The organism is Pseudoalteromonas sp. HM-SA03 (assembly GCF_002289345.1).
In the GTDB taxonomy this organism is placed as follows: Bacteria; Pseudomonadota; Gammaproteobacteria; order Enterobacterales; family Alteromonadaceae; genus Pseudoalteromonas.
In genome coordinates this window covers 1-15,150 of record NZ_NSDG01000052.1, presented here as the reverse complement: position 1 = coordinate 15,150, position 15,150 = coordinate 1, and the positions used below count along the sequence as shown (strand labels likewise).

The window sequence follows — 15,150 nt, the reverse complement described above, 5'->3', positions numbered from 1 at the left end:
ATGACGACCGTGATCGAAGTGAAGAACTTAAGGAAGGTCTACAAAAGAACACGAAAAGTTGCCGTCGATGACGTCTCTTTTAGCGTTAGCGAAGGCGAATGTTTTGGACTCCTTGGGCCCAACGGCGCCGGAAAAACCACGACGTTGGAAATACTACAAGGCTTGCGTAGTGCAACGTCAGGTGAAGTGACGTTATTCGGTCTTAATTGGAAGCAGCACGAAACCAAACTTCGCAGCCTTATGGGTGGCGTGATGCAACACAATAACCTCTACGAAAAACTCAAAGTAAAAGAGTGCGTCGAGCTATTTGCCAGCTTTTACCCAAGCTACACACCAATTGATACGCTGCTTGAGCGCTTCAATTTAAGCGAGAAAAAGGACGCTTGGCTAAGCGAACTCAGTGGTGGACAAAAGCAACGCGTATTTTTGGCGATGGCAGTGGTTGGCCAGCCCAAGTTGGTGTTTTTAGATGAGCCAACTACGGGACTTGACCCCACGAGCCGCCAAGAATTTTGGCACATCATTAAAGATCTCAAAGAAGCCGGTACCTGTGTGATGTTAACGACGCACTACATGGATGAGGCAGAGTTCTTATGCGACAACTTAGCCATCATTAATTCAGGTCAAATCATAGAGTCAGGCGCGCCAAGCGACATTATTAACCGCACCTTTGAGACTCCAGTGATTAAAGAACCCAGAAAAGCCACACTCAACGACGTATTTTTGAAACTCACAGGTTCCACGATGGAGAGGGAAAGTTATGCCTGAGTTAAGTCAAACTAAGTTATATCCATTTTGGCAATTAATGATGGTCAATATTCGACCTTTTTTCCGTGATAAAGCGGTATTGCTATGGACATTCGGTTTACCTATTTTTATCGCCCTATTGTTGATCCAAGCCTTCTCCGGTGGACCAAAAATGTCTCCTATGAATGTGGTGGTGATGCATGGCGAACAAATCGAGCAGAAATGGCTTAAAGCGATGGAGGAAGATCCGCTCGTTACCGTTACCCGCCTCTCGCAAACCGATTCAATTGTGTTGGAAGACAGTTTTGCTTCTGCTCAGCTGGCGGAAGTGATCAGCTCACCAGGCTCAGTGCTACGTAAGCTGCAAAATGAGGTGAGCCCTGAAGTTTACCTTGCCCCCAACGCTATGTTTTCTACTCATAACTCTGATGAGTCGTTAATGGCACGTAACTATCTATTGCGTCTTAAAGCGCAAGCTAACGGCGAAGAGATGCGAAGCAATGTCATTAGCGTCAAAGGTTATCGTTACACTGACTGGTTGATCCCCGGGATCATCGTGTTACAAGTTCTTGGTTTAGCACTGGTGTCGATTGCCAATAGTTTAGTGTCGGACAGACAAAACGGCTTTTTTAAACGTCTACGCCTTTCTCCTTTCAAGCGCCGTGATTACATCATTGGGATCGTGCTCGCACGCTTGTTCTTGCTGGTGTTCCAAATGCTGATTCTGTTCGTCGCATTTCACTTTTTATTTGGTTACACGTTGCAAGGAAACGTGCTGGATATCATTGCGGTAATGGCACTCGGTTCATTTTGTATCTGTATGCTCGGCGTGTTAGTCGGTGCCCGTAGCCAACGGGTTGAAGTCTCATCAGGGATAGCTAACTTGCTTTACTTTCCATTGATGTTCTTATCGGGCATTTATTTCGACACCGCTAACTTTCCCACTCTACTGCGAGAAATAGTTTCGTTACTGCCAACCACTGCGTTTTTGGATGCACTGCGCTTAGTCGCAAACCAAGGCGTTGAACTGGCTGCGGTAAGTCGTCAATTGATTATTTTAGGCGTCACCAGCGTGGTGTTTTTCCTCATCGTTTACTTCTGCTTTGACTGGGGAGATGAAAAATCATGATCACCGATAACTTGCCGCACAAGGCACCATTTAAGTTTGCAGACAAGATAATCGAACATTCACCGGGAGAGATGATTGTTGGACTAAAGTTTGTCTCGCATAACGAACCAGGCCTTCAAGGACATTTTCCGGATGAGCCTATTTTCCCAGGTGTGTTAATCATTGAGACCATGGCGCAGATCAGCGGTTTGTGCTGCAACAACACGCACAAAGGGGGCATGCTGTCTTCCATAGAAAAAGCCAAATTTAGTCGCCCTGTTCGCCCCGGCGAAATTATTAAAGTAACGGCAAAACTAGAAACTGAATTTGGTGCGATGGCGCGCTTTAAAGCACAAGCACACGTTGAAGATGAGTTGGTTGCAAAAGCCGAACTCACGATTGTTTACACGGATTAAGGAACTTGGTTGTGTTTACTGGAAAGACAGTAGTAGTGACTGGCGTATCCAAAGGGATAGGCAAAGGCATCGCACTCGCCTTTTTGCAAGGTGGTGCTCGAGTATACGGTATTTGTCGCACACAAACCCCCATCGCGGAGTTACACAAACCTGAGTATCAAGCTCGTTTCACGCAACAGAGCGGCAATATTACCGACAGCGAGTTCATCAACTCCGCTATTCGCCAAGCGATAAGCGACACGGGTCGAGTTGATGTGTTAGTGAATAACGCTGGGATAACGGATGATAGCTTATTCTCTCAAATGTCGTACGACGCTTTTCATAACGTGTTAGATATCAACTTCAAGGGTACATTACTGTGTTGCCAAGCGGTGTTACCAGTCATGACTAAGCAAGGTGCAGGCAAGATCATCAACATGGTGTCGCAAAGCGGAATAAGCGGGCGTGAAGGCCAAGCCAACTACGCGACTTCAAAAGGCGCAATTATTGGCCTCACTCGGACTATTGCACGGCAATATGGTCACTGTGGTATTTACTGTAACGCACTCGCTCCGACGTTTATTGCAACCGATATGATTGATGATATCCCCTCAAGCATTATCAACCCGGTGCTTAAGCATACCGCACTTGGTCGTGTTGGGAGCGTCAAAGAAATTGCTGATGCCACGCTATATCTCGCTTCTAGCGCCTCTAACTACCAAACGGGAAATGTGCTTCGTTTGGATGGAGGGCTTGCGGTATGAATGCTCAAGCGTTTATTTTACTTTACCCAACAAGTGAGTTTGATAGCCACTTCGTGACCCATTTGCTGTCGCAAAAACATCCGTTACTCCTTATCAATGCAAGTGCTGAGGTGCAAGCGCATAATCCAGAAGCGAGCCATATCCACCTCAACGCTCCCCTCTCGGAGTTAAATACCAATACATTACTAGATTGGTTTGAAATCAATAATAATCAGCAAGAAGTGATGGTACTGCATTGTGCCAATCGCCTTAATGAAAGCAATCTACTCGAAGACATTGCCGTTGGCGAGCAAGTGATTGCGCGTCTAGAAAGCGCATTTTCGGTCCTCAGAATCATTGCGGACAACCTCAGAGTGAGTGGTGGAAACCTCGTCTTTTTAACTCAATCAGACACCTTGAATTACGAATTAGAAGCCACCGCCAGTGTCTGTAACCACGCTCATAATGCATTGATGATGACGCTCGCGCGCGAGTATCAAGGTAGCAAGCTGGCAGTTAATAGTTTTGTGTTACCGCTACTGGCTACCGATAGCAAAGCCGCAAGAATCAAAAAGCGCAACCTAAAAGGAGGCGTACTGGGTGCACGACCTGCGGTATACAGTTATCAAGATTTGGTGGAATACCTAGTCAACTTTATGAAAACCAACACCATGCTCACCGGTCAATCCATCGCATTCACACCAACGCTGGAGCTCAAGCTATGATGCCGGTTGACTTATACTGTTTCCATCACGCAGGTGGCTCTTCTTTGTTTTTTAGGGAATGGGCCAAACATTTACCTGCGCATTGGCAACTCCACGGCATCGACTTACCGGGCCGTGGTACTAAAGCAGGCATGCAATCTTTACGGGACTGGGATGAGGCACTTAGCCACCTAAGTAGTAGCACGCGACTTCAGCCGCGTAGTGAGCGACTGTGCGTGTTTTTTGGTCACAGTCTTGGCGGGATGGTGGCTTATCAGCTTGCCGATCATCTTGCTAAACACGCACTGACAACACCGGATTTACTCTGTCTATCAGGGTGTCGCGCGCCAAGTATTCCCTCGGCTACCCAGTACTCAAAATTGACTGACTCGGACTTGCTCACGACTTTATATCATCTCGACATGCTGCCTAAACATCGTTTAACGAAAGACGTAGAAGCGGTTGTGGCCGCCATGTTTAAAGACGACTTTATGTTAGCCGAGCAACCCGTCAGTACTGACATTACGTTGACGATGCCGGTCGAACTGATCCTCGCCACACAAGATCACTTGGTTAAGCCTGAGTCACACCAAGCTTGGTCTGAGTACTGCGAGAACCATTTTCAATACCATCATGTCGATGGCGGTCATATGTATTTACAGCAACGTCCAACGCTGGCGTGTGAGGTGATTGTCGCCGCAGTAGCGCGACACCTAGCTCGCTTGCAGCAAACAAAATACCAAAAAGCAAACTGGCAAAAGCCGTTGTGTTAAGGCGAAAAAACAAGGATCACGCAATGAACTCACTGTCCAATTCCGCCAATTTCAAGTCTCTAACAACGAGGCAACTTCACGTATGGCAAGCCCAACAGCTTGATTTGGCAAATCCAGTATATAACATCGCTTGCGCGGTACAATTTACCGGCGGGATCACAGCCGAGGCACTAGAGCAAGCCTTGGTGTTGCTATTTGCAAGGCACCCAGTTTTATCGAGTCGTATTGATGAGGCTCAAGGCGAACCACAACTCGAATTATTACCCAGTGCCCCTAAGTTATTAGCCGTGCCTGATGAGATTGCCGCTTTTAGTGACTCTGTCACCGCCAAAACCTTAATTGAGCAAGCCATCGATATCACTAAAGAGACCTTTCAATTCTACGCTTGTAGCTCAGAAACTCGGTTGCTATTAACCATCAAAGGACATCACATCAACTGTGACCAGTGGGCATTGCAAGTACTAATGAGCGATTTACTCGCATGTGTAGAAGCGGTGCTTGATAACTCTGAACTTGATCTCGCCCCCCTTGATTATCAAGTGATGTTCGAAGAAAAGCCTGAGCATACAGCAACGTCACAAAAGAGCGAACTCTATCCTATCGATTTTTACCAGAGTAATACTGAGGCACTAGCGCACCATTATGACGGCATCGCGTTTCGTGAAGAAAACCCAGAGGCACTCAAACAAGTAAAACAGGTCGCCTCTCAAGCTGGCGTCACGAGTTTTAGCGTCGTGCTTGCCAGCGTCTTTTTGACTTTATTTCATACCACTGGGCAAACCGATTTAACCATAGGGATCCCGATGGCTCGCCGCACCCGCAAAACCCGTGCGATCTTAGGTCATTATTCAGACGTCGAAACGGTTTCTATTTGCGATATTGAGCAGTACACAGGCGCATCGCTTATCAGTGAAGTCAGTAACCAGCTCACCCAATTACTGCTGTCAGGAAATAATAATAAAGACGCTGCAAAGCATATTAATGTCACCTGTAACTACTTAGCCAAGCTAAAAAGCAATGGCATTCGTCCAGGGATCACCCCGTTGATGATTGGTCGCCAAGGGTACGAACTCGCTTTGGGCACAGCGGGAGATACCATTATCAAAGGGGTATCCATTGAGCCTGGTGTTTCACAATTTGATATCGAATTTACGCATTTTGAAACCGAAGGTGGCCTTTGTCGTAAAGTGGTCGCCGCTAAGTCTGTCTTTTCTCGCGTGGCAATGACACGGATCACCGATATTCAGGCGCGCTTTATTGAATTGCTTACCCACTCAAGCGACCTTAATATCGCCGAACTGCCTGTACTGGATGAAGAAGAGCAAAAGCTTATCTTGGCGCGCAGCAATCAAGATAATGAAACGTTCTTTTCCGACACCACTTTAAATCACTGGTTTGAACAAGCGGTAAGTAAGCACCCAGATCAAATCGCGCTACAAACCCAAACACAATCTATCGATTATAAAACCCTTAATGCCAGAGCCAACGCCCTGGCCTTGCATTTACGGGAGCAATATCAGTCTCGGTATCAACAACCCCTCATTGCCGATACGTTAATTGCGCTGTACATGCAGCCTTCTATCGAGATGCTGGTTGCAATGCTTGCTGTCACTAAAGCGGGGGCGGCTTATGTGCCGCTGTCTCCCGACCATGCCAGCGAGCGAACAACTTTTATTCTAAGTGATACCAATCCAAGCCTGTTGATTGTCGACGAGCAAGAGTATGCCACCGCACAAGACAAATGCCGTTTGGCGGAGGTGGCTTGCCCACTAGTTACACCACTCAATGCTCAGCAACAAAGCGACACAGCCCCTGTCATCAGCCAATCACCGCAGGATTTGGTATACATCATTTATACCTCAGGTACGACAGGCCAACCAAAAGGCGTGATGCAAACTCATGAAAACGTCGCTCGATTATTCACGGCAACGGAGCAAGATTATGGCTTTGACCACCACGATATTTGGGTGCTTTACCATGCCTATACTTTTGACTTTAGCGTATGGGAAATGTGGGGTGCCCTACTTTATGGCGGTAAACTCTGTATTCCTGACAACAGCCTGATCCGTGATTTTGAGGCCTTTGCAGACTACTGCTCAGATAAACAAGTGACTGTGCTTAATCAGACTCCTGCCGCATTCTATGAATTTAGTGCAGCGGCACTAAACGCAAAATTGAATTTTGACAAACTGAGGTATGTGATTTTCGGTGGTGACAAACTCAACCCCGAAATGCTCACCCCTTGGTGGAACTACTACGGCGATGAACAGCCGCTATTGGTCAACATGTATGGGATCACTGAAACCACGGTACATGTCACCTATAAAGCACTCACGCAACAATCAAGTTCTAAAGCCTCTCATATCGGTAGACCCATATTAGATATGAAAGCGTACGTGCTAAATTCCAAATTGCAGTTGGTCGAACCCGGTGCCTGCGGTGAGTTATATATTGGCGGTGCAGGCCTTGCTCGTGGTTATTTAAACCGCGAAGCGCTCAGTCAAGAACGCTTTATTAGCAGCCCATACGCAAGCGAACAAGATATTCAACATGGACGAGCCAGACTGTATAAAACCGGTGACTTGGCAAGACGCCTGCCGGATGGTGAGTTGGAGTATATCGGTCGTAACGATAATCAGGTGAAGATCCGTGGCTACCGTATTGAACTGGGTGAAATCGAAAGCGTGATCAACCAATTGCCAGGAGTTGCACAAGCGGTGGTTATCGACCGTACCTTACAAAGTGTTCCCTACCTAGCCGCTTATATTAAGTTTAAGCCACAACATCACGGCCAAACTGCCCAAGTGAAAGCCCACGTGAGTCAAGCGCTACCCAGTTATATGCAGCCAAAAACGTGGACTGAGCTTGCGGAAATACCTTTGACTGGCAACGGTAAATTAGACCGTAAAGCGTTGCCAGAGCCTGAACTGATAAGCCAAAGCGAATATGTGGCACCGCAAGACGAAACGGAAGCGCAACTGTGTGAAGCATTTAAAACGTTGCTTGGTGTTGAGCAAGTGAGCACCAAAGATGATTTCTTTGCTATCGGTGGCGATTCTATTCTCACGATTCAACTCGTTGCTTTGCTCAGAAAGCAAGGCATTGAACTACAAGTAAAAGATATCTTTGACTGTCCAACTGCAGCGGCGTTGAGTCAACGTATTGTTAGCGTACAAGCGACTCAGCGAGAGATAATACAAGAGCAAGGCCTACTGAGCGGACGCTTTGATCTGCTGCCAATTCAACAATGGTTTTTCAATAAAGCACTACCGGAGGAGAATCATTGGAATCAAGCATTTGCAATCAGGATCCCAAGCGGCTTTAGCCAAACTCAATTACAAGAGGCGCTACACAGTTTAAGTGATCAACATGATATGTTGCGCACAACCTTTATGGAATTTGAAGGCCATATTACGCAAGAATATAACGATGTGAGTACGATGGCGCCACTCAACGTCCTTAACGGCAAGTCGCACGATGTACAAGCAGAGCTCAACGCGCGACAAAGCCAGTTCGATATTTGTAATGGCCCACTTTGGCAAGTTACACATATCGAAGCATTTTGTGAAGACTACGACCTGCTTCACTTTGCATTTCACCACTTAATCATCGATGCGGTTTCTTGGCGGATCATCGCGCAAGATCTGCAAACCCTTTTAGCACAAGGAGCGTTGCTGAGTAAACGTACTAGCTATCGACAATGGGTAGAAATGATGCAAGCGTACCCGGCAGCACACCCGCAAGAAATGGCATTTTGGCAGCGTTTAGCAACCAACTTACCAAGCTATCCGCCAAGCATGGCTGCAACACCGTCAAGCGCTTGGTTAGAGCTAGACGCACAAACCACATCCCGCTTAATACGTGACGCGAATGCAGGCTTCAATACGCAAGGTGAAGAGTTACTACTGGCAGCTTTGTGCCAAGCATTGAGTAAAACCTTTAAGCAAACTCAGCATGCTATCACGTTGGAAAGTCATGGTCGTGAGATGTGGCGTGATGATGCTGATATCAACCAAACAATTGGCTGGTTCACTTGCTTGTACCCGCTACGCCTGACTCAACAAGCAACACTAAGCGACACCATTATTGATGCCAAAGAAGCGCTACGCCAGATCCCGAATAAAGGTCTTGGTTTTGGTAGCGCACAACTGCAAGACACCAGCTTAACGTTGCCAAATATCAGCTTTAACTACCTAGGCCAAATGGGTGGGCAAAGCGATGCGCTTTGGCAGATAGACAACCAACTACAAACCGAAACAAGTTCCGTACAAAACGGCTCGGATCTGATCCTCGATATCAATGCGCTGGTTCAGGGCGAGCAACTCAGGATCAAAGTGGATTCATTGCTAGATGGCAATCTTACCGATGCCTTCGCTACTCACTTAACACAAGCGCTACATGACGTATTGGATATGGCGCTCGAGGCGAAAAAGCGCGGCGGTGTAAGCACCCCTAGCGACTTTGGCGCGGGCTCGCTTTCTCAGGAGCAACTAACTGCACTGCAATCCCAGTTAAGTGAAACACAACTAGAACAAACCACGACTCAGTCTGAAAAAACACAAGAATTAGAGATTTAAACCATGTTGAATTTATGCCAATCACTTGCAAAGGATAACATTGCGCTTTGGGCCAATGGAGACAAACTTAAAATTGTCCATGGTGAGCAAGGACTCAGCCAACAATGGGTTGATTACCTCAAAGCAAATAAAGCCGCATTGTTAGATTACCTTGTATCGCAGCAAGTTTTTTCCGAACAAGACTTTGAACAGTTGCTGGCGACTGAGCGTAAAAAGGCATCTGAGATCCGTGCCATCTTTGATGCTAACAGTATGCAAAAAGGTTTTGTTTATCATCACCTTGCTCAACCAAGTGACGATGCTTACCGCGTTCAGCTAGTCATCGATTACCATCAAGCACTCGATGTCGATGCTTACCAACAGGCTTGGATCTTGGCATCAATGCGTTATCCTGCGCTACGTACCGCGTTCAACTGGGAAAGTGAAATCATCCAAGTGATCAAAGGAGGGGCCGGATTTACCCCAAATCACTTCAGTTTTCACGACTTCAGTACGTTTGACCACATTGAACAACAGACGCGTATCGATAAGCTCATTCACGATGACCGTAATACACCTTTCGATTTGACTCAACCGGGATTAATGCGTTTTGCTATTGTTAAACGCGCCGATGCACATTACACCCTAATTAAAGCAGAACACCACAGCATCAGCGATGGCTGGAGCTTTCCGGTGATGCTGCAAACCGTGCATCAAAACTACGCCAAACTAACCAAAGGCGAGCCGGTCATTGTTGAAGAAGAAACGGCTTACCTACAAACACAAGCGCGCTACCAGCAAAACCAAAAATCTAGCGATAGCTATTGGCAAACCCAAAAGGCACAATTTGGTGAGCCCAATGATATCAACCGCTTATTGAGTAAAAATATTGACCAATCAGGCTCGTCACAGATCCAAAAAGCAGCGGCGAGCGAATTAAAGCTCTCTTCAGAGCGCCATCAACAGCTCAAAGCATTTGCTAAACAACACGGACTAACGCTGAACGTCTTAATGCAATTTGCTTGGCATAAAGTACTGCAATATTACTGCGACGCTGAGCAAACCATAGTAGGCACCACCGTCTCGGGTCGTGAACTACCCATTGACGGGATCCATGCCAGTGTTGGTTTATATATCAATACTCTACCTCTTTCCCTTGATTGGCAAGAAACGGCCAGTATTCGCACCCAGCTTACAGCGCTGAAAGAAAAAATTGCAGAACTTAACGGCAACAGCAGTGTTTCACTGTCGCAACTACAAGAGCCGAATACTCGCCTGTTCAACAGTCTATTTGTATTTGAAAACTATCCGACACCAGCGGGACAAGACGTGCTCGAATGGTCATTCGATAAGATGATTGAAAAAGTAGACTATCCACTCACCATCAGCATTGTTGAACAACAAGATATCTTGCTACTTAAGTTGAGCTTCTGCGAAACCATGCTGGCACCAAGCAAAGCACAGCGATTGCTCACCCAAATGACATTGGTGTTAGATGCCATTATTGCTGATGAGAACCAGCCGCATAGTCAAATTTCTTTGTTAAGTAATGCTGAGCAAGCACCAATGGTTGAGGTAGACGAGCATGCAGATTATTTGCACTCTACTATCCATGAATTGGTTGCTCAGCAAGTACAAAAAACGCCCTCTCGAATAGCGCTGGTTGAAGGCGAAATGCAGCTGACCTATCAAGAATTAGAACAAAGCGCGAATAAGCTTGCCGCCTACATTAAAGATCATGTGGACGTTGGCGCTAGCCAGCGCTTTGTTGGGCTTTTCTGTGAACGCTCTATTGCAATGGTAATCGCAAAACTGGCTATCCTAAAGGCGGGTTGTGCTTATGTACCGCTTAACCCTGATTATCCAGATCAGCGCATAGAGTATATGCTCAACGACACGCAACTTGGTTTGATTTTAACACAAAGCGAGCTGCGCCCGCGTATCGAAACACTCGTTGCAAGTTGTGATGCCGAGCCGCAAATTACCTGCTTAGATAGCTTGTCTTTGTCTGATGCAGCGCCCGTACTGTCAGGTGCACATGCGCAAACCGAAGCCTATGTGATCTATACATCGGGTACGACAGGTGAGCCAAAGGGCGTAGTCGTTCCACACCGTGGCGTTGTTTCTTTGGTACAAGATACTGATTTAATAAACACGTCAGAAAACGACGTGTTTATTCACCTATCTAATCCAAATTTTGACGCCGCAACGTTTGAAATTTGGACACCACTGATAAACGGCTGCAAATTGGTTGTAGCAAGTGCGCAACAAGGCGCGGATCCTGACAACCTATCAAGGTTAATTAAACAACACGGTGTTAGTGTACTTTGGCTAACGCGCACATTGTTTGATTCGCTGTATTTACAACAGCCAAGTATCTATGACCATGTGCGCTGTGTTATCACCGGTGGTGAAGCTATCACCCCGAGCATAGTGAAAAGCATTCTTGCCAGAAGTGCGCGACCTGAGTTAGTAATTAACGCTTATGGGCCCACCGAAAGCACAACATTCACCACGTTTTATCCATGTGCCGACATTGACGGTCCAGTCCCTATTGGTCAAGCCATCAATCACCGCAAAGTGCTCCTGTTAGATAAATACCACAACCCTGTGCCCCACGGTGCCACAGGAGAGATATTTATTGCGGGCCCAGGGCTTGCATGCGGTTACCTGAATAAACCAGAAATGAGCGCCGTGCGCTTTATCGATAACCCGTTTGCAAGCGCAAAGGCCAAACAACTCGGGCTAGATAAACTGTATAAAACGGGAGACTTAGGACGTTGGTCCGAGTCTGGCGTATTAGAGTTTTTAGGCCGTAACGATCACCAAGTGAAGATCCGCGGGTTTAGAATTGAGCTTGCTGAAATAGAAGCACAGCTCAACGAGTTGGCGCAAGTGAAAGTCGCCGCTGTGGTGGTATTCGAACAAGCGGGCAACAAGCAACTTGCCGCATACGTGGTGCCAGAGCACGGCGAACTAGACCCCAACGCAGTAAAACAGGAACTGGCTCAGGTTTTACCTAGCTATATGATCCCAAGCTACTTTGAAGTGATGTCGGCGTTACCGTTCAACAACAATGGTAAACTGGATCACAAGCAATTGCCTACTCCAACCGTGGTGGATGAAGACAACTATCAAGCCCCGAGCAGCGAATTAGAAAAACAATTATGTGGTATTTGGCAGTCAGTATTGGGCCTAAAACAAGTGGGCGTTAATGATGACTTTTTCAAAGTCGGTGGCGATTCTATTGTCAGTATTCAACTTGTGTCTGCGCTGCGTAAAGCTGGTTTTAACCTTCAGGTTAAAGACATCATTGACGCCCCAAGCGTGGCAGCGCAGGCCTATTTAATTCAACACGTTAGCACTGAAACTATTGAACTTATCACGGAGCAAGGTAGGTTAAGTGGTGAGTTTGCACTACTGCCTATCCAACAGTGGTTTTTCGATTTAGGGCTACCAAATCCACACCATTGGAACCAAGCATTTACCCTTAACTTACCTGAACACATTGAACACACGGGGCTGACTCAAGCTATTCAAGCGCTGAGCGAGCATCATGACATGCTACGTTGTCACTTTGTTCAGACCAGCAACGAGGTAAAACAAGCGTACCAAGCGGCGATAGAGCTTGAAGTCCCATTACTTGATGCAACGACTCTGAGTAAAGACGCGTTATTTAACGAATTGACCAAACTACAAAGCCAATTTGATTTATTCAATGGCCCCCTGTGGCAGGCAGCGTTGGTGAAAACGGCCGAGGGCAGTCAGGTATTCTTTGCCTTCCATCATGCCATTATTGATGTGGTATCGTGGCGGGTGTTAAGCCAAGACTTACAAACCCTATTAAGTGGTGAAGCACTAACAGACAAGCTTACCAGCTATCGTCAGTGGGTGGATGCCATTGCCACCTACCCTTCGGCTCACCCTGAGCAAGCGTACTATTGGCAGCAGGTACAAAAAGGCTTTACTAGCCAACCCACTTACTCAGCACAATCACAATACAGCATCACGTTTGCGCAAGAAACGACCGCTAAATTGCTACGAGATGCCAATCTTGGTTTGAATACTGACATTAACGACTTGCTTTTGGCGGCACTCAATATTGCCCTACACAGCACTTTTGACAGTACCGTTAATCATATTCAACTTGAAGGTCATGGTCGTGAAAATATAGATCCGCGCTTGGATGTGTCGCAAACCTTAGGCTGGTTTACCAGTATGTATCCTGTGCGCCTTGAACACCACGACGACGTGATTGCAACCATCGCAAACACTAAAGAAATGCTGCGTCAGATCCCGGATAAAGGCGTGGGCTATGGCGCTTTTGTACAAGCTGGCAAAGTCAGCGTAATTCGCCCTCAGGTGAGCTTTAACTACCTAGGTCAATTGAATCAGCAACAACAGCAAAGCCGAGACTGGCAGCTGGATGATACTCAAGCAGGCTATGTGATGACAGAGGCAAACGCTCAGGCTGACAATGCACTGCTACTCAACATCAATGGCGCAGTTCGCGGTGACAAGCTTCACTTTGATGTGGTTTCGAGGTTGAACCAATCACAGTCGCTGGCATTTGTTGAGCACTTTGAAATGGCGCTTCACCAGGTCATTAATGCAAGCTGCGAACTAGCAGTACAAACACCGCAGCAAACTCCTAGCGATTTGGGGTTAAGCGACTTGTCTTATGGGCATTATCAAGCGCTGAGCAAGCACTATAATATCGAAGCACTTTACCCAGCAAATAGCTTGCAACAAGGCTTTATCTATCATGCTGTTAACTTCCCAACGGATGATGCCTACCGAGTGCAATTGGTCATGGATATTGAACAAGCGCTAGAGGTTGAACACTTTATTCATGCCTGGCGTTTAGCGTCGCTTCGCTTCCCTATTCTACGCACCGCTTTTGATTGGCAAGAATGTCTACTCCAAGTGGTGTGTCGCGACGCCAGTATTGATGACAGTCACTTCACCATAGTAGATCTATCATCCCTTGACGAGTACGGCCAACAGCAAGCCATCAGCAAAGCTCAAGCCGCAGACCGACAAGTTCCGTTTGACCTAAGTCAACCGGGGCTTATTCGCTTCACCTTGTTTAAGCGCAGTGAAAACCTCTACACACTTATCAAAACCGAGCACCATGCCATTAATGATGGCTGGAGTGGACCGTTAATGCTGCAAGCTGTTGCAGGATATTATCGCCAGCTTTGTGCAGGGAAAACACCAGAGGTGCAAGCGCAGCAAACTTATTTAGAGGCGCAAGCTTATTACCTTAAAAATGCCAAGCAAACTCAGGCTTACTGGCAGCAACAACAAGCCGAATTTGACACCGCAAACGATATTAACTTATTGCTTGGCGGTCAGTATGACTTGTCGCAAAGTCGAATTGTAGAACAAGTGCAATCGGTGCAGTTTAGTCTTCAAGGCGAGGCGTTTAGGTCGCTACAACATACTTGTCAACAAGCTGGCGTGACCCTCAACGTTGCACTGCAATTTGCTTGGCATAAGTTACTGCAAACCTATTCTGGTGATAGCCAAACGATTGTTGGTAGCACAGTTTCCGGTCGTGAAATTCCAGTCAATGGGATTGAACAAGCGGTCGGTTTGTTCATCAACACCTTACCTTTAGTGGTGAATTGGCAAGCAGAAGCAAGCTGTAATGACATTCTCAAAGCCATTCAAAAAGGCGTAGCTGCACTCAATAGCCACAGCGACATGAGCTTGTCGAAACTGCAACGTGATGGTCAACGCTTGTTCCATACCCTCTTTGTATTTGAAAACTACCCGACTCCAGAAAATACCGGCAGCTGGAAGTTTAGAGAATCAATAGAAAAAGGCGATTATCCGCTTTCTGTGGTGGCCCAAAGCGAGCAAGACCGCTTAGACTTTGTGATGCATTACAACGGGGAATGGCTGAGCACCGCACGGGCAGAGTGGATCCTTGACCAAGTACAAGCTATTTTGGTTCAGCTTGGGGAGCGACTGACACAAAGCCATCAAAGCATTAGCTTGGTCAATAACCAAATGCAGACAACGCTCAACCAATGGCACAACAACGTCGAGTCGTTTGCCACCGACAAAGATCTGGCCAGCTTAGTAGAGCAGCACGCCGCTAACACCCCTGAGCAGA

Annotated in this window: 8 protein-coding genes; all 8 read left to right on the top strand. The window is 46.8% G+C overall.

The annotated features are described in order from the left end of the window. Entirely contained in the window at positions 1-768 is a 768-nt protein-coding gene (locus tag CKO50_RS10745) for an ABC transporter ATP-binding protein (protein ID WP_010369407.1), read from the top strand. Next, positions 761-1,876: an ABC transporter permease gene (locus CKO50_RS10740; protein ID WP_010369409.1), complete on the top strand. Its 1,116-nt coding sequence runs from the start codon at positions 761-763 to the stop codon at positions 1,874-1,876. The genes CKO50_RS10745 and CKO50_RS10740 overlap by 8 nt, the downstream gene beginning before the upstream one ends. Continuing rightward, the gene (fabZ, locus tag CKO50_RS10735; protein ID WP_010369411.1) at positions 1,873-2,271 is read left to right on the top strand and encodes a 3-hydroxyacyl-ACP dehydratase FabZ; all 399 of its coding nucleotides are present in this window, start codon (positions 1,873-1,875) and stop codon (positions 2,269-2,271) included. The genes CKO50_RS10740 and fabZ overlap by 4 nt, the downstream gene beginning before the upstream one ends. A gap of 11 nt (positions 2,272-2,282) precedes the next feature. Next, a complete protein-coding gene (locus tag CKO50_RS10730; protein WP_095728147.1) occupies positions 2,283-3,014 on the top strand; it encodes an SDR family NAD(P)-dependent oxidoreductase in 732 nt (243 codons plus the stop codon). Next, positions 3,011-3,718 (top strand): hypothetical protein, encoded by a 708-nt coding sequence (locus CKO50_RS10725; RefSeq protein ID WP_095728146.1) that lies wholly within the window; start codon positions 3,011-3,013, stop codon positions 3,716-3,718. The genes CKO50_RS10730 and CKO50_RS10725 overlap by 4 nt, the downstream gene beginning before the upstream one ends. Beyond that, positions 3,715-4,470, top strand: a complete 756-nt coding sequence (locus tag CKO50_RS10720; RefSeq protein ID WP_095728145.1) for a thioesterase II family protein — start codon at positions 3,715-3,717, stop codon at positions 4,468-4,470. The genes CKO50_RS10725 and CKO50_RS10720 overlap by 4 nt, the downstream gene beginning before the upstream one ends. Positions 4,471-4,493: 23 nt before the next feature. Then, positions 4,494-9,047: a non-ribosomal peptide synthetase gene (locus CKO50_RS10715; RefSeq protein ID WP_095728144.1), complete on the top strand. Its 4,554-nt coding sequence runs from the start codon at positions 4,494-4,496 to the stop codon at positions 9,045-9,047. A gap of 3 nt (positions 9,048-9,050) precedes the next feature. Then, a partial coding sequence (locus tag CKO50_RS10710; protein ID WP_095728143.1) for a non-ribosomal peptide synthetase occupies positions 9,051-15,150 on the top strand: 6,100 nt, incomplete at its 3' end.